Genomic DNA, 18,487 nt, shown 5'->3' with positions numbered 1-18,487 from the left:
CGAACGTGGTGGCGTCAGGCGAACTGCGGGAACGCCTTGCCGTGTAGGGAGACACAGGTTGCGTAGATGGGCAGCGTGCGGGCTTGCCGTGCCTCGAACAGGCTCGGCGCGGCAGCGTCGCTCGCCGAGCGCAGGGGAGTGACGTCGGTGGGCCAGGCGATCGCGAGGTCGGGATCGAGACTGTTCACCGTCTGCTCGTGTGCGTCCTCATGTGACTGCGACAGCAGATACAGCACGGTCGCCGTCTCCGACAGAGCGAGAAACGCATGTCCCAGGCCGGGAGCGATGTAAAGAGCTGCCCGGTCGAGGTGATGGAGGCGCTCGGCGTGCCAGCAGCCGAAGGTCGGCGACCCGACCCGCAAGTCCACCACGACGTCCAGCACGGAGCCCTGCAGGCAGGTCACGTACTTCGCCGGCCCGGACGCCTCGGTGACCCGGATGCCCCGCAGCACAGCTCGATGCGAGGTCGAGCATGTTGCCTGCCGTATAACGAGGTCTACGCCCGTGGCTTCCGCAAATTGTCCACTGTGGAAGGGTTCGTGCAAGCTGCCCCGGTGATCGGTGAAAACCTCTGCGGTGATCTTCCACGCTCCGGCGATCGGCAGCGGCTCGATCTGTGACTCCATCGCATCCCTCCTGAATCGGGCTGCACCTCGGACAGCTCGAACGTAGGGACCTGAATCCGGTCGTGGCCGCTTCTGTGCCAGCCCGGCACGGCTGTGCCGAAGTGGCACAGCACCCTTGACAGCGGCGCCAAGCCGCTACCCTGGGTGAGTCATCGTTTCCGACGGTGAAGGACGCCTGATGCTCCCGGCCATGTCCGCGCTGCTGCTCGACGCGATCGAGCGCCGCGACTACCCCGCGGTCTTGCGCTGTGCCCGCGAGCGGGCGGACTGGAGCCAGACCGAGCTCGCCCAGCGCCTCGGCTTTCACCCGAGCGTGATCTCACGGATGGAGGCGGGGCACCGCCGGATGGATAACGTCGTCACCCTCCGGCGACTGGCTGAGAGCCTGCAGATCCCTCCCTCGGCGTTCGGACTCGACGGCGATGATGGCGTGGCGACCGGGCGCGGAGAGCCGAAGGCTTCTAGGGTGGTCGGCGAGCCCGCCCCCGAGGAGGACGATGTGCGCCGACGTAGCTTCCTGAAAGCAGGTGGCGTGGCTGTGGGCGTCGCCGTCGCGGGCGCTCCAGCCGCCGCAGCTGAAGTGGCTTCGTCGGAAGTGTCGCCGGACCCCGCTGTCGTGCTGACTGCCCGGTTGTCCGATGTCCTCGTCGGTGCTCCGGCAAGTGACGGGGCCGTGCTGCCCGCTGCTCAGCTGACCCGTGCGCTCGCCGCAGCCAAGGTGTCGTTCGGCAAATCCGACTTTCTCGCGCTGGCCCAGGCGCTGCCCGCGCTGGTGCGTGCTGCCGAGGCCACCGGAGACGCAGGGGCACGAGCCCAGGCCTACACGCTGACGACCCGTGCGCTGGTGAAGCTGCGCCCTGGCGGCCTGGAGTGGATCAGCGCCGACCGAGCCGTCCGTGCCGCGGATGAGGCCGCGGAGCCGTTGGTGCTCGCCGAGGCAGAACGCATGTTGTCGGGCGTCTGCCGTCGCGCCCGTGATCACGATCGTGCCCAGGAACTGGTCTTCGCTGCCGCCGACCGGCTCATACTCGACGGTCGAGACCCCCGCCACCTGCTGCTGCACTCCAGCCTGTTGTGCACCGGAGCATATTCTGCAGCGCGAGCTGGTGACGGTGGCCGCGCTCGTGAGCTCTTGGCAGACGCTGCGGCGACCACGGGGCGGTTGGCTGGTGCCGACGCCGCCCGCGCCGGCGCGAACCTGCTGAGCCATCGCGTCTCGGTTGAGCAGCTGCTCGGCGAGCCCGGAGCAGCTCTGCAGCACGCGCGCACAGCCCGGGCGGTGGCCTTTCCCGACCTCGAGCGGGAGGGACGGTATCTGGTCGATCTCGCCGCCGTGCAGCTGCAGCTCGGCCAGCCCGGACCGGCCTACAGCACGTTGCTGGCCGCCGAACGACGTGCGCCCGGCGAAGTGCACACCCGCGCCGCAGTCCGGACCATCGTCGACGCCCTGCTGGTGCAGAACAGGGCAGCAGTGCCGGGGATCCGCGGGCTTGCCGCGCGAGTTCACGTCGCGGCGTAGCAATCTTGCGGGACATCCGCCTGCGCACCATCATCGGGCTGTTGTGACGCGATAGGTACGTCGCGATGACACTGAGTAGTCTCGCCTCAACAGTCGGCCGGGCGAGTGCGTGCCCATGATCCTGCTATCCGAGGTTGTAGCTGTTGTCGGAGGGAATCACCGCGGCCGGTTACGACGGTAGCGCTCCCGCTGACGCCATGCGGTGTAGCCGTCGAGCTCGGCGGCGAGCAGCTTCCCGAAGTCGTCACGTAGCCGGGCCAGCGCGGCCCCACCGGCGGCGGACTGGCCCGAGGCACGAGCGTGCACCACGAGATGGCCCTGCTCGTCGAGGCCGGCCTCTCCTCGGTGCGCGCACTACGTGCGGCCACATCGGTCCCGGCCCGGCGCTTCTGCCTCGATGACCGCGGCCGCATCGCCGCCGGCTTGCGCGCAGATCTGCTGCTCGTCGACGGCGACCCGACCACAGCCATCGGCGACACCCTCTCCATCTCCGGCGTGTGGCGCGGTGGGCGCGAGTGCTCCACCGCAATCGCCTCACCTGCCACCACCCGACACGCCCACCGTCCACACGGGAGGAGACATCACCATGACGATCATCGGGATCGAAGTAGACGCCCTCGACCCCACGAAGGCGGCCACCCTCGCCCCGTTGCTGGCCAAATGCCCCTACGCCGGCGCCCAGAGCGTGAGCGACAGCTCAGCGCCTCTGGGCGAGGGCGCTGCCCCGGCCTCCCGACAACGACCGCCGTCCAGCTCGGCGCCGACCTCGGCGAGGGCCCTATCCAGCAGATGGACGAGCACAGGTTCGACATGCAGATCCTGTCCTGGCGCACCCCGCTGCATCGTCTCCCCGCCGACCAGGCGATCGCGGCCTGCTGCGCGGCCAACGACCGCTTCGCGGCCGCGATCACTGCCCACCCCGACCGGTTCGAGGGCTTCGCGGCGCTGCCCTGGCCCAGCCCGCCGAGTCCGCTTCGGAGCTTGACCGCGCGGTCACCGAACTCGGCCTGCGGGGAGCATAGTCATCGGCGGCCCGGCGCCGGTTTCCTCGACGACCCGGCCCGTCTGCCGGTGTTGGAATGGCTCGCCTCTACGAATGCCCTCTACGTGCACCCCCGCACCACCCGGTCCGCGCCGTCCAGCAGGCCTACTACGCCGGGTTCAGCGACAAAGTGACCGCGGAATTCTCCCTGGACGGCTGGCGAGTGCGAGGCGAATACGGCTGAGGTCGCTGAGTCTCGGCTAAAGAGTTTTAAATACCGGTGGAATTTGAACCCGCTGGTTAAGAGTTCGCTGCTCTCTCTGTCGGATGGTGCCGAGTGATGTCGAACAAGACCTTTTCCTCTGGTCAACGTCGGCGGTGGGCGTGTGTGGGTGTCAGCCGATGTCGCCGGGTGACGGGGTGTTTCGGACCTCTCGGGCTCGTCGGTGTCGGACTGTGTCGGGGAGTTCGGCGGCGCTGTGGACGCTGGCTGGGGGGCGACGGATGACCGAATCTCTTCTCTGCGGTTAGGGGATGTGGATCAGACAGCGCAGGAGCCATTCGGTCCCGCTCTGGTGTCCGAGGTGAACTTCGGCGCTAGCGCCGGGTGTGTGAACTCAGCGTGACTGCCAACACTCAGCCCGTCGATCAGGCGGCGACACACACCGGGCGACCACATCACGATGTCGCTCGCGGAGGGCAAGATGTGACATCGCGTTCATCCACCAGGGCGACGATGTCCGCTATGCCGCAAGTCGGTCGACGTGGGCAGGCGCGCGACCATGCCGAGAAGCGGATGATTCTCGGCGCAGTGTGGTCCGAGCTGAGGATGGGAGTGTGGGCGGATGCTGCCGGGGACGCGCAGTCGACATTCCCCCATTCGGGTTCAGCACGCTGGCTCTTGCGCTCCGTGAGGGGCCGGTCGTGATACTGGATCGATGAATCACCGCCCCGATGTGCCGCCGGAAGGCGGCACATCCAACCGCGTGGCCGATGACGTGTTCGGGAGCCTGGTCCAGGCCGGGGTCATCAACGGCAACGTGCACCTGCGGGAGACGCTGCCCGAACGGCCGCTCTACGAGGAGGCTCGTTTTTGAGCCTCGATAGCACGCCGCAAGGAGGTCAACGCCCGGTGCTGAGCGATGCGGACCGCGCCAGGACTACCGAGGCCGACCGCTGCGGCGGTCTCTTCCGCCGTGAGACCGAGAATGATCCGCAGAATCAGAATTTCGCGCTGACGCGGCGGAAGCGTGTCGAGCAGCCCACCTGCCCAGGCTTCGGCCACGGGCGGTGGCTCGACTTCCGGCCGGCCGTCGCGAACCCGACGACGGTGAAACTCGGATGCTTTGTGCGCTGCGATGCCGAATACGAAAGGCAGGAAATTCTCAGGCTCGTAGCGGTACGCGGGCAACGCGCCCACGAGCGCGAGGAGCACTTCCTGGGTGCAGTCCTCGGCGTCGGCCGTGCCGTCACGCCATCCAAACCGTCCAAGGCAGTAGCGGAACACCAACGGCCGCAACGCGCGCAATACATCCACGAGTGCAGCGCGGTTTCCAGTGACCGCAGACCGGACAAGCTCCGAATCGCGCGTCAAGGTCGCGATGAGCAGACCAGCCTCGTGCCCGGCGAGCACGGTCGCCCCTCCGCTGGGCTGCAACGCCCGTTTCGCGCCGATCTCATGCGGCCGCGCTTCAGCCCCTGGTGTCGAGCGGCTTCCCTCGTCAAGTTCGCCGTCGGCCTCGGTGTTCTGCTCAACGGGGTTGTCGTGTCCGAGTGCCTCGCTCTGCGGCCGCAGCAGCTCGGCTGTGGGGACCGGTGGGCGCGGCTGGGCGTGCAGGATGTCGTCGAGTCCAGCGTCGATGTCCAGGGCTTGGCCGAGGTCGCGGATGAGGTCATGTCGCAGGCTGGGGAGCTTGGCATCGGCTAGTCCCCTCTCGGGGTCGAGGACGTCGTCGAGTGCGTGATTGAGCGTGGCCTTTTCGGTGGCCAGCCACTGGTCAAGCTTGCGTTCGGCGGGCGCGTCGTCGTGGCTCATTGGGGGCCGTCCTTCGCGGCGAGCCAGGAGCTGAGGGCCCGGCGGCCCAGAAGCAAGTTCTGGCGAACGGTTCCGGGGGCCATGCACAACTCGTCGGCGATTTCGGTGGGGGTGAAGCCGAAGATAGTCCAGGCCATGACTTGTTGTTGCCGTGGCGGCAGCTCATTGAGCGCGCGAGCGATGTCGTGGTGCCGTTCCCAATGCTCGATATCGGTGGTGCGCAGCAGCGGGTTGGGCTCGGGCGGGTCTGCGACCGGGGTATCGCGGGCCTCTAGCCTGTGGCGGACCAACGCGCGGGAGGCCACCCGGTGTGCCCAGGCGCGGGGGTGCTCGATGCCGTGCCAGCCCTGATAGGCCTTGATCATCGTGTTCTGAGTGATGTCGGCAGCCTCGCCGAGGCTTGCGCCCTGCGCGATCAGGAAAGCGACCAGCTGTTTAGTCGTCACGCGGTAGAACGCCGTAAATTCCGCGTCGCGCACCGTGTCGGGTGCGGCCTCGGCTGCTCCCGCCCGGGCGGTGGCGGGTGTGTCGGATGGTTCGGGGTCGCTCATCGGCTTCCAGCGTCGGGCTCGGGGGCGGTGGTAACGCGTATATGGAGGTGGCTGCCATCGTCGCGCACATCCTCGATCTCAACCACCCCACTGACGGGCAGACGGGACGTGAGGGCGAGGAGGGTGTCCTGTCGCCGCTGGTCGCGCAGCGCCTGCCACCGCAACCGCGCCGCCAAGCCGGCCAACGCGATCAGCGGTGGGCCAAGGAAACTTAGTACCGTCAGAGTTTGGGCCATCTACGCCTCGCTGCGCTCGGGGGTGTGGTGTGATGATGTGGTTGAGAGACCCATGCGGCGGCCACCGTCAACATGGTCACCTGCTATCACCCGATCAGACGTATTAGCAGCTGATTTGTGCTGGTTGAGGGTGGTGGGCCAGGTGGTCCTGGAGTTCGCGGTGGCGGAACTGGTAGCCGGCGCCTGCCTGTCGGACCAGCCCTGCGTGGTAGCACCACTGCAGGAATCGCCCGAGCCGCCAGGCAGCGCCAGGGTCCCGAACCACCCGCGTGTGCAAAGCAGCAGCGCGACGTAACGAACTCCGACCTCTCCGAACGTGACCCCGACTGCGAGCCCGAACGTAACCCCGACCGCGAGCCCGAACATGACCCCGAATACGACCGTGAAGGCGAGTGCAAACACGACCCCGAATCCGACCCGACCGCGAGCCCGGCCATGAGGTCGTGCTTGATAAATTCTTGGGGATCCCACGTGATGGACGCGGCGTCGCGCTCCTGCGGTCCTTTGACCTCGTCACCGAGCGCGATCACGAGCGCGATCACGAGCGCGATTACGAGCGCGATCATGAGCACGATCACAGGCAAGAACTTGCGCTCAGGCCCGAGCCCGAGCCCGAGCCCGAGCCTGAGCACGAGCCCGATCACGGACCCGACCGTGATCCCGAGCATGAGCCGGAGCGCGAGACGCCGGCGGCCTTTTTTGGTGCGGACTTGGGGTGTGTGGATGCGAGTTGACGCGAGCCCGATCGACGCAGGGACGCCTACAAGGTGGTCAAGTTGCTGACCAGCATCGTGTTCGGCTCCGGCGGTCTCGTCGCCCTGCTGATCAAGCTGCACGGCATGGGTATCTTCTGAGTGTCGGGCGCGGGCGCTGCCCAAGTTCTCACAAAGGCGGCGCCACTGGCGCCACTGGCGCGGCTGTCGCATGGCGACAGGCCATCGATAAGCGCCGCTCGTATAACGATATATATGGCGGGGCCTGCGGCCCGGGAGCTCGTGGGGGGGGGGGGGGGCGCGGCCACCCCCCCCCCCCCCCCCCCCCCCCCCCCCACACACCCCCCCCCCCCCCCCCCCGCCCCGGGGGGGGGGGGGGGGGGGGGGGGGGGGGGGGGGGGGGCCCCCCCCCCCCCCCCCCCCCACGACGCAAGCTCAGGCCCTGATCATCGCCTCACTGCCTTCGGCACGCTCGGGTTGGCCGGTGAGGAGGGCGAAGCCGCTGATGGTCATCGGACCGTCAAGGACAAGCGGGCCTAGGGCGGCCGCGATCGGGTCGTAGTGCCAGGCGGTGAGGACAGTGTGAATGTGGCCGTAGGAGATCGCGAAGGATCCGACCGCCACGATGGCGCCAATGCCGTAGCGGATTGCCGGCCGTTCGCTCGGCGACTCCGGGACGGAATAAGAGATGTGGGCACGAATGCCTGCGCCATCCGCTCCTCTGACTTGCCACGTAAAGGCCGCGGTGTGCTCATCGGTCTGCTCGCTGCGTGGGCACCCCATGTCCGAGGCGGGGTACGGAGAAGTTGTCCGGTTCAGGGCACTCGGGCGGGAACTCTGGTAGCTCGATCCAGGTGCGCTCGGCCAGCTCGACCGCCGTGATGGGCGCGCAGGGCGGGATGTGCAGACCGTTGATCAGGTAGCGGCGGACCACCCGAAGGGCGCTGTCGTCGGCGAGTAGACGGACCTTGAGCTGGTCGGCGACATGGACGAGGGCCTGCACGACAGCGCGTTCGGCATTGACGCCGTCAGGGTGGGGGTCTTCGAGCTTGGCCAGCACCGCGCGGGGGATGACGGCGAGGTTCCAGCGGCGTCGGGAGAGGACCGCGAGCGGGGTATGGGTGTCGCCGTATCCGGTGATGGCCAGCTGCACGCCGACGTCGCTGAGCCGGTGCAGATGCTCATCGATCCCCTCGACGGTGGCCAGGGCTGCGGCGGGGATGCCGAGAATCAGCAGCGACGGCGGCACAGGTGTTGCTTGCAAGACGGCGGGCAGCCGGTCGTGCAGGTAGCGCTCCCGCAGCAGCTCCTCGGGGATCTCCAGCAGGACGTGCGGGGTGCTTCGGCGTCGGGCGGCCCGCCACAGCAACAGGTCATTGCAGAGCGCGGGCAGCGTGTGGTCGAAGATCTCCCTGGTGAGGCCGGTTGCGTCCGCGACGTCCTCGAGCTCGGTAAAGGTGTGCTCGGTGCCGTCGGTGTCGATCCAGGCCGGGACCGCGCGAGCGCCTGCGACGCCGGGTTCGCTGGTGCTGTGGATGTCGCGGTAAAGCAACACGAACCGCCCCGCCGCGATGGCCTCGCGAGCTCGCTGCAGCAACTCTGCCCGCTCAGACAGCTCCTCTAGACCAACGTTGACCGCCTCGGCGGGCGACGCCCACGCAAGCGGCTCGGGTACAGGCAGTTTCGCCCGCGCGGCCCGCAGAGCCACGGCCGCAGATGCATCCGCGTCGGCCGCGAGCGGCACGAGCGCCAGGTGCGCCCGGATCGGTGCATGGCGCCCGGCGACCGGGAGCGGGGTAGCAAGAGCGTCGGCGAGCCGGGACAGCCGCAGCAGGAAGTCCTGGTCGACGTGCCGGCCACGCATCAGGGCGAGCAAGTTGGGGCCACGGCCGGCGAACCGCACCTGGCCAGAGCCGCTCAGCGCAGCAGCGGCTCGCTCGGCAACCGCGGCGTGCAGCTCCTCGATCTCGGCGTGACCCAGCGGGCCGTCCGCGGCGCGGTCCGGGAGCCGGATCACCATAATCAGCGCGCTGCCGGGCTCGACGCGCGCGGCGTCGGCCATCGCGAGGAAGTCCTCGTCGACCTCATCCGGTTCCTCCGCGCCGCCGCAGACGTTGGCCCGGTCGGCGGTGTGCAGAGTCGGCGGCAACGCATCAGGGGCGAAGTGGGCGAACTGTCGGTCGGTGAGATCGCGCCGCGCGACCAAGACGACGATGTCCTCGTCGGTCAGCGGCCGCGTCACCGTCGACTTCCTAAATGATCCGTCGAGCCCGGCGAGGTTGTTGTCGGGGGACACGCGCTGCAGCCGGCTGCGCAGTTGCTGTAGCGCGTCCTGGGTTGGGGGCGGTGGCTGCGACGGGTTCATCAAGGTGCTCCTCCCTTACTCGGGTCGAGGCCCGGGCCGGTGCGTGGCTGCGGGCGGCCGCAGGCGCGCCAATCCTCCAGCTTCTTGCGCCCGTCGCTGCGGTAGCGGCGGACCGAGTCCGGCCGGGCATCGACCCGCTCGGTGACCTCGAGAGTGTTATAGCCCAAGACCTGCAGCAGGATCGCCGCGAACTCGCGCGGCGGAAGTTCTTCCGCCGCGTACTGCAGGGTCTCGCGCAGCTCGAAGTGCTGCTCAGCGTCCACCGGTGTCGTCCACAGCGGGACGGTGTCCTCGAGGACTTCGTCGGCGAACTCCCGGGTTCGGCGCAGGACGTCGCGAGCGAGGTTGTTCGCGATCGACATCGCCCACGCCGTGCGCGGTCCGGCCGGTTTCCGCCACGTCGACCAGACTCGCACCAGCGCTTCGTCGGCGACCAGGACGTAGTCGTGTCCGGGGATGATCCGCTTGACGTACCAGAGGAGCTTGCCGCGGTTGTTGCGGAAGAACTGCTGGTAGTCGGCGAGTTCTTCGGGCGTTCGGGCGCAGTACTCCGGGAGCGGATGGTCATCGCTGCTCACGTCGCCGGCGGTGGCCCGCTCGGGCGGACCGGGCGGGTGCTGATCCGCACGTCGAGGTCGCGGCGGCGGATGCGCCACTCGACCTCGCCGCCGGCGGCGAGCACGCGCATGGCGAGCAGGACGACGTGGCGCTGCTCCGCGAGCCGGTGAAGAGCGCGGACCGCGCTGATAAGCGTCCACCACAGCCATCGGCCGGTCAGCGACGTGACGGCTGCGGCGAACGCGGTCACCAGGTACGACACCGGGTGACCCTCCTTCCCAAGGGGAACCGGGGCGCACGCCGTTTCGCGCGCCCTTCACTCCCTACACGCCATCCAGGCCGTGATCGTGAAGCGGGTTCACTCGAAAGTGTTGCCCGGCCCGTGCCGGGCCGGCCGATGTTCGTCGGGATGTCGCCGTGCCGCCGACACGCTTGTGCTAGCTGGTCATGACTGACGTCGTCTAGTGGTCCATTCGGAGCCTGCAACATTGTCGTCGGCAGGGACGACGTCGGTGAACATGACGTCTTCGGTGAGGATCGTGTTGATCATGGTCCCGCGCTGATCGTCATCGAAGTGGTTCCACACTTCGAAGTACTTCCGCACGAGCTCGCCGGTTGTGCTGCTCACTGATGATTCTCCTTCTCCGCTGTCGAGGTGATCGGGTCGGCAGTCGGCGGCAACGCCGATCTCGTCCGTGTTCTCCCGCGACGTCGTGGCATCCTGGGATGCTTTCGGTTGTCTCTTGAGAAGGAATGCGAGGAAGCCGCCGGTTGCCGAGGCCTGCGTTGGCGACGGCGACGAGCGCGGCGAGGCCGACGGCGCTGCCGATCTGATGGGAGGTGGTTGCCAGCGCGGACGCGATGCCTTGTTCACTGGGCGCGACTCCGGACGCCGCGGCGAACATCGCAGGGAAGGTCAGGCCGCCACCGACACCCCACACGAGCAGACCTGCCAGTACCGTCCAGAACGAGGCGTCAGTGGCCATGCCGACGGCAAGCAGGACCATCCGAAGCCGTTGACGAGCATGCCGATGAACAGGCCTGTGGCAGGGCATCGGCGACACGATCCGCGTCTCGCTGTCGCCGCCGGTGGAGGAGGTCAAGGTGGGCATCCAGATTCTGCAGTCGCTGAACCTGCGGCCGCGGAAGCTGGAGATCGTGTCGTGCCCGTCGTGCGGGCGCGCAGGTGGACGTCTACAAGTTGGCCGAGGAGGTCACCGCCAGCTTGGAGGGCATCGAGATCCCGCTGCATGTGGCGGTCATGGGCTGCGTTGTCAGCGGTCCGGGTCAGGCTCGTGAGGCCGACCTGGGTGTCGCGTCGGGTAACGGCAAGGGACAGATCCTCGTCAAGGGCGAGGTCGTCAAGACCGTGCCGGAGCACGCGATCGTCGAGACGCTGATCAGCCAGGTTGTGACGGCGTGAAGCCTGACGTTCGCGCGTTGGGAGGTGTTCACCAGCACGGAGAAGGCTTCGTCGACGTCGACGTGGTGGCGTTCCTGGCGATCCGGGCCCGCGCGGCGCCCTAGGCGGCCGGATCTGGAATGCGCAGCACTCCGCCGTGGAGGAGTTGCGCGTCATGTCAGTGTGCGCCCTGGTCGAGGTAGTCGCCGAGGATCCCCGATAGCGCCATAGCGCGTTCAGTCATGCCGGATTCGGCGGCGAGCCCGGCGACCGCGAGCAGATTCGGCCGTTCGACGTCCAGCCAGGCAAGGCCAGACTCCGGACCGTTGACGTGAGCAGCGGGGGGAGAGACCAAGGCCATGGCGATTGCCGCGGCCTGCTGGTAATGGTCGAGCAGGCGGCTAATAGCTTCCAGATGTGCCGGGCGTGGGTCCTCGTCGCGGGCCAGGCCGTGCGCGTAGTCGCGGATCAGGTCATGGAACTCGTAGCGTCCACCCTCTCGGCGTTGCAGCAGGTGCTCGGTCACAAGCTGGTCGAGCAGCTCAGCGGCGTCAGCGGGGCCGAGACCAGCCAGTGCCGCCGCGGCCGGCTCACTGAATTCCCGGCCCGGATGAAGGGCCAGCAGCCGCAACACCCGCCGCGAGGGGCCCGGCAACGCCCGGTAGGACGTAGCCAGCGCGGGCCGGATCGCACTGTCGCGGGGGGCCAACTCGAGCCGGGCTACGTGATCGGCCAGCGTCCAGCCCTGCTTGCGGTCGAGGTGGGCCGCGGTCACCGACAGCTCGAGGGGCAGGTAGCCGCACAGTTCAGCCAGCCGGGTGGCCGGCCCGGGCTCGGCCTCGACCCGGTCGGCCCCGGCGACCCGCCTGAACAACTCGACCGCGTCGTCGACGTCGAACACCGGCAGCGGCATCCGCACGCTCGCGCCGGCGAGCATCCGCCGGCTGGTGACCAACGTCAGGCAGCCCGCCCCCACGGGTAGCAAGGGGCCGAGCTGCTCGTCCGATGCAGCGTTGTCCAGCAGGACCACCGCTGAACGCCCGGCGAGCAGTCTCCGGTAAGCGGCTGTGCGGCGGGCCGCGTCCAGCTGTTCGACCTGCTCACCAGGCATGCCGAGGAGGCGCAGGAACTCGCCGAGCACCGCCACCGGGTCAGCCGGAGGCACCTGTGGGTCGTAGCCGCGCAGGTTGACGAACAACCGCGCATCACGTCCGCCGCCGGCTCGGATGGCGGCGTGCGCGGCTCGCACCGCGAACGCCGACTTCCCCACTCCCGCCATCCCCTCGACGGCGACGATCACGCCGGTCTCGCCTGCATCCGCACACAGCGCCGCGACCCGTTCCAGCTCGGCGCCGCGCCCTGTGAACTCCGGCAGGTCCGGTGGCAGGCGGTCCAGCACGGTCACCGCGCTCGTCAGCCGGGACGCACCCGGGTCGCCGGCTGCGCGCCCGGCTCGGCGCCACGCCAGCGCACTGGCTTCCGATACGCCGAGCGCGCGGACGATGTCGACCACCAGCTCGATATCCACCCGGCGCCGGCCCGGCCGGAAACACGAATACACCGTCCCGCGCGGCGGACGGCTCTGCTCGACCGGAATTCCCCGGCCCGTTCTGGCGAAGCCGATCCGGCGGGCGATCTCGGCAAACGAGGGACTGCCGGCCCACACCCGCAACGTGCGCAACCGGTCGGCCAACTGGTCAAACGAGGTGACCTCGGCTGGCTCGGGCGGCTCGTCACCCAGTTGTGCCACCACGGCTTCAAGTCCATCCGGTCGGCGACACGATTTCCACGAATACGGTACCCGAGATCGAAGCTCGTGTTCGGACTTGTTCAGGAACGTGGATTTCTCTGAAACGGCGAACGTACGGTTCCCGCGGCCACGCACGAAATGCCGCTTTCCTGGGAGGCGGCTCATACGAAAACGAGGTTCGAACCATGCGAAAAGTGATCGGCACGACCACCGCGGCCATCATCGGCGCCGCCGCGATCTGCCTGACATTGCCCGGCTCCGCGGCGGCCGCGGGTGAGACGTTCGGCTGTCACGTCACCCCGAACGCGGACACCGGCTACCACGCCTACTGCGTTCCGGATCGGCCCGCTGCCAGGTTCACCGTCAGTTTCAAGTTCACCGGTACCGGGACCTACACCTACGTCTGGAATCTGAGCGGCGACATCGGCGGCCGCACGACGACGGCGGGCACCTGCATCGCCACCAGCTCGCTCTGCAACTTCTCGTTCAGCAGCAGCGGCGACCGCGACATCGTCGGGCAGGTCACTGCCACCCAGAACGGAGTGTCGATCACCATGACCGCTACCGCCAGCACCCCCGCCGTATGCGGCACCTACTGGTGCTGACCTGACCGGGGCGGCGGACCCGGCTGCCCGGCGAGCCGGGCCCGCTGCCCGATGTCGGCCACGAACGCCGGGGGTAACCTGTGCAGCGATCTCGGGGAGGTCGGCGAGCCAGGTCCGGTCCGCGTCCTGCGCGGTCGTCGCGGCGGGGGATCTAGCATCGTTCGTGATGTCGAATTGTTCGTGCGGATGTCAGCTTGTGGCAGACCAGATGGTCTGTGAGATGACGAAGGCCGAGGTGAACCTCAGCGGGTGGCGCCCGCGGTGGTGGCACAGCGCCGCGGCGAGGTCGGCATGATCAGTGATGTCGACAGCGGGAAGGTGGCGAGCCCGGTGCAGACGGGCTCGTCGACGGGGGTCAAGTTCTTCTTGGCCCCTGAAACGGTTCTTCGTGTGCCCGGTCAAGTCAGGAGCTGAACGCTCGTTGCCTGGCGGTGTGAGGTTAGCGTCGTGTCTCGACACCCGCGCTGCTCAGCGGAAGTCGTTCGCGTGGTCGTCGGCCCACTGCGCGAACGTGTGGGCAGGACGGCCGGTGACGTCCGTTACGACGGTCGATACCTGCGGCGGCGCGGTGGTTCCGGCCCGCCATGCGGCCAAGATCGCGTCGACACCCATCGGTGGCATGGTTCTGCCGAGTTCGACGCGTGCCTGTTCGATCGAGATCGTCTCGAGGGTGATCTTGCGACCGGTGGCGGCGCCGATGTGCTGTACCTGCTGCCGGATGGACAGTGACTCGGGCCCCCACACGGGGTAGGCGTGGCCATGGTGACCTGGTTGGGTCAAAGCGGTCACGGCGAGCGCCGCCAGGTCCTTCTCGTGAATGGGCGCTGTCTGCGCGTCCGGATAGGGCACTCGGACGATGCCCTCGTCGCGGATCGAGTTCCGCCACCACCACAGGGTGTTGGTGGCGAACATTCCTGGTCGGATGAATGTCCATGTCAGGCCGGACCTCTCGAGGGCGGACTCGACGGTGATGTGTGCCCGGGCGATCGGGTTGCGCGCGGCATCCGGGTGGATGACAGACCCGGACGACAGCAGTACCACGTGCTGGACGCCGGCGGACTCGGCCGCCGTCACGAAACCGTCGATTCCTTCCGGCTTGGCGTAGAGGAACACGCGCTGCGCGCCGTCGAGAACGGCGGGCAGGGTTGCGGGGGTCTCCAGATCGGCCGTGAAGACTTCTGCTCCCACCGGGAAGCCCACCGGGAGCAGCGTCCGGCTCGTCAACCGCATCTTCTCGCCCACCGAGCTCAGACCCGCCGCGACATGGCGACCGACTTTGCCGCTGGCTCCAAAAACCACTGTGACCATGACAGCAGCGTAGGTCTGAAGCTTACTGATCGAAAGGACCTACCTTCAGGTAAGCTCCAAATATGGAGGTAGGTTCCCAGGCTGGACGGGACGCATGGCAGGGCATGAGTGATGCGTTCAACAGCGAGTGCCCGGCGCGTGAGGTGTTCGAGCACATCACCGGCCGCTGGGGCATGTTGATCTTGGCGGCGTTGGGAGACGGACCGCGGCGCTTCTCCGAATTACACGAGACGGTCGGCGGGATCAGCGAGAAGATGCTGTCGCAAACACTGCGCACCCTGGTGCGGGACGGGCTTGTCGCGCGAACGGTCGAGCCCACCTCTCCACCGCGGGTCAGCTACGAACTCACGCCACTCGGCCTGGGCCTCACCAAGTCACTGGACCAGTTCCTGGGCTGGATCCGGCAGTACACGATCGACGTCGTGACCGCCCAGCGCCGCTACGACCAGCAGCACCGATGAGCTCACCACAAGGACTTGCCTGAGCACGCCCCGCATCTTCCGCGTCCGGTGCGAGTGCTGAACGCGCTTTCATGGCTCCCACTTCATGTCAAGGGCCGGCGGTGACGGGGCGTTAAGCTGAGCGGCGGCAGGTTCGGGTTGTGGCTTGTCCGAAGGGCCGGTGTACGGTGTCAGGCCGGTCACTCTGGATTGCAAAGTAGTCCCCGAGTGCCTTCCCTGGCCTGCCGCGTCACGTCGTTTCTGATCAGTCAGCGTGCGGGCGTAGACGACGTTGGACAGGCGTCGTTTGAGCGCACGCATCGCTTCCATCGACGTCTTACCCACAGCTTTCTTCGAGTCGAAATAGGCCCGGCCAGCGTTCGGATTGCGAAGCTGAACGACTCCCATGATGTGCAGCGTCCGGTTGATCCTGCGATTACCGGCACGGGACAGGCGATGCCGTTGCTGTTCACCGGACGATGCGTCCAGCGGCGCGGTGCCGTTCCAGGACGCGAACCGGTCACGGGTGTTCCGCCGGGAACCAGCTCTGCGAGCAGACGGTGGAGGCGGTTGACGGTCTGGGTCCTGGCGCGGCCTAGTTCGTCGCGACGTCGACCAGCATGCCCATCACGACCAGCTCAGGTCGGCTTGGAGGCGGACGAGGTTCGGGCTCCGCAGCGCGACCAGGGCTACTGAGTGCGCGTCGACCGGGTCGGTCTTGCGGCCGTTGCCGGTTCGATGATCACGTGCATGCGATTCTCCCTTGCCTCAACGTGTCGATGTCAGTAAGGAGGGCACCACTACTTCGAGCAGAACAGACCCCTTTCAGCCACTCCTCGCGCGGTGCTCGGCGAGACGCATGCCATAAGAGCCACACCAAATGACGCTGGCGGGCAGTCGCTGTGAGCGAGCGGCTCACCGAGCACCTGGACCAGAGTCTGGCGGGCCCGATCCTGCCGCCCAGTCTTGAGTAGTCGCGAGTCGAGCGCTCGCGTTGGTCATACCGATGATCAGGTCGGCTTGCCATTCGCTGCGTTTGGTGTCTGCGGAAGCCCTGACTGCGCTTCGGCAGCGCGAGTCGGCGTCACCGCAACCTTCGCAGGCGACCTCTCCCTGGAAATTCCGGAAGTGCGGTCACTTGTGGTCCGGCGGCAGAGTGCCGTAACAAAGTACGACGCCGAGGCCACACTGTGCACATGGTTGACCGGCACCGCCGATGCATCGTCTCCAGTGCGCTCAGGCGGCACTCCGACGCTCTGTAGTCATACATGACTTTCGCACACTCCACCTCAACGTCCGGTTTGCCCCCTGCACGGTGGTTGCTGGCCGCGACCCGCCCGTGGCGCCCGGGGTTCGAGCCGGTGGCCGATCGGATCGGTCTGACCGCCTTCGCCGACTCCTATGGCACCGGCGGCTAGGATCTCGCGGCGGCTTCCCGTGCCGCCTGCTCCAGCCGGTTCCGGTAGCTCGCCCACCACGCCCCGTCGCCTGGTGCCGTGGTGTCCTTGCCCGGCTGCGTTCCGGTGACCCCGTCGATCAGCTCGCGGACGATGTCGGCGTGCCCGGCGTGCCGGTGTGTCTCGGCGATCATGTGTACCAGGACGTGGTGCAGGGTCACTTCACCCCGATCACCCGGCCGGTGTGGCAGGTGCCCGATCGCGTCCAGCGCGAGTGTGCCGATCATCGTGTCGGCGTGTGCGCACGCCCTGCGGTACAACCCGATGATGTCCTCTCTGGACTCGTCGGCGGTCGCCCACATGTCGACGTTGGGCTCCTCTTCGTTGCCGTCCCACGGCAGTGGCTCGCCGGGCGGCCGCCCGAAGGTGTCCCCGAAGTACCCCAGCTCGCAGCCGGCCAGGTGCTTGACCAGCCCCAGCAGGTTGGTGCCGGTCGGCGTCAGTGGGCGGCGGGCGTCGTACTCCGAGAGCCCGTCGAGCTTCCACAGCAGGGCGTCGCGGGCGGCCTGCAGGGAGCGGTGCAGGTCCGCCTTCGGTTCCGTCACGGCCACGTCCGGCAGTATCTCACCTGGCCCGGCCGTCACCCCGGATTGCGCTGATTCGGCGGTGCCGCCGCGAATCGCCCTTACGCGTACTTGACCGCGACCCATCCCTCTGGGGGAAAGGGTGACCGCCGTGCGAGCGATACGGCGCGTCTCCCTGAGAGGGGGCCAGGTGAGCCGGGCCGGCGAAGGCAGCGAAGAGACGCGGAAGAAATTGAAACGGCCGTGGTTCCCAACCCTCCCTGAGAGAGAACCGGACGAGCTGCTCGATCAGCTCGCCGAACGCGCGCGAAAAGTGCTGGGCCGCGAGGAGCGGGCGCTCGGCCTGCTGTGCGTGAGCCGGATGGTGGCAGGCGACCTCGGGTTGCCGACGCTGCTGCACCGGATCGTCGAGTCGGCCCGTGAGCTGCTGGGCGCCCGGTACGCGGCGCTTGGCGTGGTCGGGCCTGATGGCCGGCTCGCCGAGTTTGTGCACGCTGGGATGGATGCCGGGACAGTGGCGCGGCTGGGCCGGTTGCCGGAGGGCCGGGGGTTGCTCGGGGCCGTGGTGGCGGATTGGCGCCCGATCCGGCTGGCGGACGTCGTCGTCGATCCGCGGTCGTCCGGCCTCCCCGACGGGCACCCGCCGATGGGCAGCTTCCTCGGGGTGCCGATCCGGGTCCGCGGGGTCGTGTTCGGCGCCCTCTACCTCACCGAGAGCCGGTACGGCGAGTTCAGCGAGGCGGATGAGCAACTCGCGGTGACGCTGGCTGCGACCGCCGGGCAGGCCATCGCCAACGTTCGGCCCGTATCGGGCGGAAGCACGCCGAACTCTGCGACGAACACAGCCAGTTCGCGGCCGAGCTGCACGGCCAGGTGACGGAACGGCTGCACACGATCGGGCGGTCGCTGCGGACGACGCCGGAAGAGGAGATCGCTTGCCGGGTTCGGTCGGCGATCGCCGACCTCGACGCGGTGGTCACCCAGATCCGCGAGACTGCCCTCTTGCTGGACGACATGGTGCCGCGTCCCATGTCCGCCGTCCACGACCGGCTCCGGGACGTCCTGTTCGAAGCCTGTGCCGAACAGGGGTTGATCGGCTCGATCGAGTTCGCGGGCCGGACCGACGTGGTCGTCTCGGACGAGCGCGCGGACGAACTGGCCGGAGTGCTGCGGGAAGGCCTCCGGTTGATCGCCCGGCACACGGGAGCCGCGGCTGTCCAGCTCACGGTCTGGTCGGACGAAGTCAGACTGAGCGCGTTCCTCGGCCACGACGGCAATGCCCAGCTCACCATGCTGTCGGACGCGGACCTGGCCGAGTTCGCCGAGCCGACGCTGCGCCGCGGTGGCATCGCGGAAATCGACGAGAGCGCGCTCACCTGGTGGGTGCCGCTGGACCGGCAGCAGGGCTGGTAGGTC

General features: G+C 68.2%; 21 protein-coding genes and 3 pseudogenes. 10 read left to right on the top strand and 14 right to left on the bottom strand.

The features are described from left to right. Window positions 1-14: 14 nt before the first annotated feature. Window positions 15-626 carry a dTDP-4-dehydrorhamnose 3,5-epimerase family protein gene (locus ACIOD2_RS47190; protein WP_400552294.1) on the bottom strand — a complete coding sequence of 204 codons (612 nt, stop codon included), beginning with the start codon at window positions 624-626 and terminating at the stop codon, window positions 15-17. 190 nt (window positions 627-816) lie between these two features. Here ACIOD2_RS47190 and ACIOD2_RS47185 point away from each other — a divergent pair, with 190 nt between their 5' ends. Next, complete coding sequence (locus ACIOD2_RS47185) at window positions 817-2,145, top strand: multiprotein-bridging factor 1 family protein (protein ID WP_400552292.1); 1,329 nt, start codon at window positions 817-819, stop codon at window positions 2,143-2,145. 156 nt (window positions 2,146-2,301) lie between these two features. Here ACIOD2_RS47185 and ACIOD2_RS47180 read toward each other — a convergent pair whose 3' ends face one another. Further along, entirely contained in the window at window positions 2,302-2,454 is a 153-nt protein-coding gene (locus tag ACIOD2_RS47180; protein ID WP_400552290.1) for a hypothetical protein, read from the bottom strand. Window positions 2,455-2,457: 3 nt separating this feature from the next. Between ACIOD2_RS47180 and ACIOD2_RS47175 the strand changes: the two are divergent. From ACIOD2_RS47175 to ACIOD2_RS47165, 3 genes and pseudogenes are all read left to right on the top strand, one after another. Then, window positions 2,458-2,598 (top strand): annotated as a pseudogene (locus ACIOD2_RS47175) (amidohydrolase family protein); the annotation flags it as partial. Between the two features lie 336 nt (window positions 2,599-2,934). Then, on the top strand, window positions 2,935-3,321 hold the full coding sequence (locus ACIOD2_RS47170) for a hypothetical protein (protein ID WP_400552463.1): 387 nt from the start codon (window positions 2,935-2,937) through the stop codon (window positions 3,319-3,321). A gap of 744 nt (window positions 3,322-4,065) precedes the next feature. Continuing rightward, entirely contained in the window at window positions 4,066-4,224 is a 159-nt protein-coding gene (locus ACIOD2_RS47165) for a hypothetical protein (RefSeq protein WP_400552288.1), read from the top strand. Here ACIOD2_RS47165 and ACIOD2_RS47160 read toward each other — a convergent pair. Both ACIOD2_RS47160 and ACIOD2_RS47155 read right to left on the bottom strand, forming a co-directional pair. After that, window positions 4,203-5,162: a sigma factor gene (locus ACIOD2_RS47160; protein WP_400552286.1), complete on the bottom strand. Its 960-nt coding sequence runs from the start codon at window positions 5,160-5,162 to the stop codon at window positions 4,203-4,205. The genes ACIOD2_RS47165 and ACIOD2_RS47160 overlap by 22 nt on opposite strands. Continuing rightward, window positions 5,159-5,713 carry an RNA polymerase sigma factor gene (locus ACIOD2_RS47155; protein ID WP_400552284.1) on the bottom strand — a complete coding sequence of 185 codons (555 nt, stop codon included), beginning with the start codon at window positions 5,711-5,713 and terminating at the stop codon, window positions 5,159-5,161. Before ACIOD2_RS47155 ends, ACIOD2_RS47160 begins: the two co-directional genes overlap by 4 nt. Before the next feature lie 679 nt (window positions 5,714-6,392). Between ACIOD2_RS47155 and ACIOD2_RS47150 the strand changes: the two genes are divergently transcribed. After that, a complete protein-coding gene (locus ACIOD2_RS47150; protein ID WP_400552282.1) occupies window positions 6,393-6,683 on the top strand; it encodes a hypothetical protein in 291 nt (96 codons plus the stop codon). Window positions 6,684-7,097: 414 nt separating this feature from the next. Here the strand turns inward: ACIOD2_RS47150 and ACIOD2_RS47145 are convergent, their stop codons facing one another. The 5 genes from ACIOD2_RS47145 to ACIOD2_RS47125 all read right to left on the bottom strand — a co-directional run bounded on the left by ACIOD2_RS47145 (window position 7,098) and on the right by ACIOD2_RS47125 (window position 10,459). Continuing rightward, on the bottom strand, window positions 7,098-7,286 hold the full coding sequence (locus ACIOD2_RS47145) for a hypothetical protein (RefSeq protein ID WP_400552280.1): 189 nt from the start codon (window positions 7,284-7,286) through the stop codon (window positions 7,098-7,100). 127 nt (window positions 7,287-7,413) lie between these two features. Then, window positions 7,414-9,027, bottom strand: coding sequence for an EAL domain-containing protein (locus ACIOD2_RS47140; RefSeq protein WP_400552279.1), 1,614 nt, complete (start codon window positions 9,025-9,027; stop codon window positions 7,414-7,416). Beyond that, entirely contained in the window at window positions 9,027-9,605 is a 579-nt protein-coding gene (locus ACIOD2_RS47135) for an RNA polymerase sigma factor (protein ID WP_400552277.1), read from the bottom strand. The genes ACIOD2_RS47140 and ACIOD2_RS47135 overlap by 1 nt, the downstream gene beginning before the upstream one ends. Beyond that, the gene (locus tag ACIOD2_RS47130; protein ID WP_400552275.1) at window positions 9,602-9,847 is read right to left on the bottom strand and encodes a hypothetical protein; all 246 of its coding nucleotides are present in this window, start codon (window positions 9,845-9,847) and stop codon (window positions 9,602-9,604) included. Before ACIOD2_RS47130 ends, ACIOD2_RS47135 begins: the two co-directional genes overlap by 4 nt. Before the next feature lie 183 nt (window positions 9,848-10,030). After that, window positions 10,031-10,459 (bottom strand): hypothetical protein, encoded by a 429-nt coding sequence (locus ACIOD2_RS47125; protein WP_400552273.1) that lies wholly within the window; start codon window positions 10,457-10,459, stop codon window positions 10,031-10,033. Window positions 10,460-10,626: 167 nt separating this feature from the next. Between ACIOD2_RS47125 and ACIOD2_RS47120 the strand changes: the two are divergent. Then, window positions 10,627-11,008, top strand: a pseudogene (locus ACIOD2_RS47120) (flavodoxin-dependent (E)-4-hydroxy-3-methylbut-2-enyl-diphosphate synthase); the annotation flags it as partial. A gap of 157 nt (window positions 11,009-11,165) precedes the next feature. Here the strand turns inward: ACIOD2_RS47120 and ACIOD2_RS47115 are convergent. Further along, complete coding sequence (locus ACIOD2_RS47115) at window positions 11,166-12,740, bottom strand: NB-ARC domain-containing protein (protein ID WP_400552272.1); 1,575 nt, start codon at window positions 12,738-12,740, stop codon at window positions 11,166-11,168. Between the two features lie 182 nt (window positions 12,741-12,922). Between ACIOD2_RS47115 and ACIOD2_RS47110 the strand changes: the two genes are divergently transcribed. Continuing rightward, window positions 12,923-13,342, top strand: a complete 420-nt coding sequence (locus ACIOD2_RS47110) for a hypothetical protein (protein WP_400552271.1) — start codon at window positions 12,923-12,925, stop codon at window positions 13,340-13,342. Window positions 13,343-13,810: 468 nt separating this feature from the next. On the opposite strand, the gene ACIOD2_RS47105 is transcribed toward ACIOD2_RS47110, so the two are convergent. Continuing rightward, window positions 13,811-14,650, bottom strand: a complete 840-nt coding sequence (locus ACIOD2_RS47105; RefSeq protein ID WP_400552269.1) for an NAD(P)H-binding protein — start codon at window positions 14,648-14,650, stop codon at window positions 13,811-13,813. 62 nt (window positions 14,651-14,712) lie between these two features. Here ACIOD2_RS47105 and ACIOD2_RS47100 point away from each other — a divergent pair, with 62 nt between their 5' ends. Further along, complete coding sequence (locus tag ACIOD2_RS47100) at window positions 14,713-15,111, top strand: winged helix-turn-helix transcriptional regulator (protein ID WP_400552268.1); 399 nt, start codon at window positions 14,713-14,715, stop codon at window positions 15,109-15,111. Window positions 15,112-15,180: 69 nt separating this feature from the next. Here the strand turns inward: ACIOD2_RS47100 and ACIOD2_RS47095 are convergent, their stop codons facing one another. The 3 genes and pseudogenes from ACIOD2_RS47095 to ACIOD2_RS47085 form a co-directional block, all read right to left on the bottom strand. After that, a complete protein-coding gene (locus ACIOD2_RS47095) occupies window positions 15,181-15,498 on the bottom strand; it encodes a hypothetical protein (protein WP_400552266.1) in 318 nt (105 codons plus the stop codon). A 15-nt stretch (window positions 15,499-15,513) separates the two neighbouring features. Next, window positions 15,514-15,579: pseudogene (locus ACIOD2_RS47090) on the bottom strand (hypothetical protein); the annotation flags it as partial. A 925-nt stretch (window positions 15,580-16,504) separates the two neighbouring features. Beyond that, window positions 16,505-17,098: a DinB family protein gene (locus ACIOD2_RS47085; protein ID WP_400552264.1), complete on the bottom strand. Its 594-nt coding sequence runs from the start codon at window positions 17,096-17,098 to the stop codon at window positions 16,505-16,507. Between the two features lie 163 nt (window positions 17,099-17,261). On the opposite strand from ACIOD2_RS47085, the gene ACIOD2_RS47080 reads away from it, so the two are divergent. Together ACIOD2_RS47080 and ACIOD2_RS47075 are read left to right on the top strand one after the other, a co-directional pair. Then, the gene (locus tag ACIOD2_RS47080) at window positions 17,262-17,948 is read left to right on the top strand and encodes a GAF domain-containing protein (protein ID WP_400552262.1); all 687 of its coding nucleotides are present in this window, start codon (window positions 17,262-17,264) and stop codon (window positions 17,946-17,948) included. Beyond that, window positions 17,945-18,484, top strand: a complete 540-nt coding sequence (locus tag ACIOD2_RS47075; RefSeq protein ID WP_400552260.1) for a hypothetical protein — start codon at window positions 17,945-17,947, stop codon at window positions 18,482-18,484. Before ACIOD2_RS47080 ends, ACIOD2_RS47075 begins: the two co-directional genes overlap by 4 nt. The last annotated feature ends 3 nt before the right edge of the window (window positions 18,485-18,487 follow it).

Source organism: Amycolatopsis sp. NPDC088138, assembly GCF_044741685.1.
Classification (GTDB): domain Bacteria; phylum Actinomycetota; class Actinomycetes; order Mycobacteriales; family Pseudonocardiaceae; genus Amycolatopsis.
Note: the sequence above shows the minus strand (reverse complement) of the source record. Positions and strands in the feature narration are given on the sequence as shown.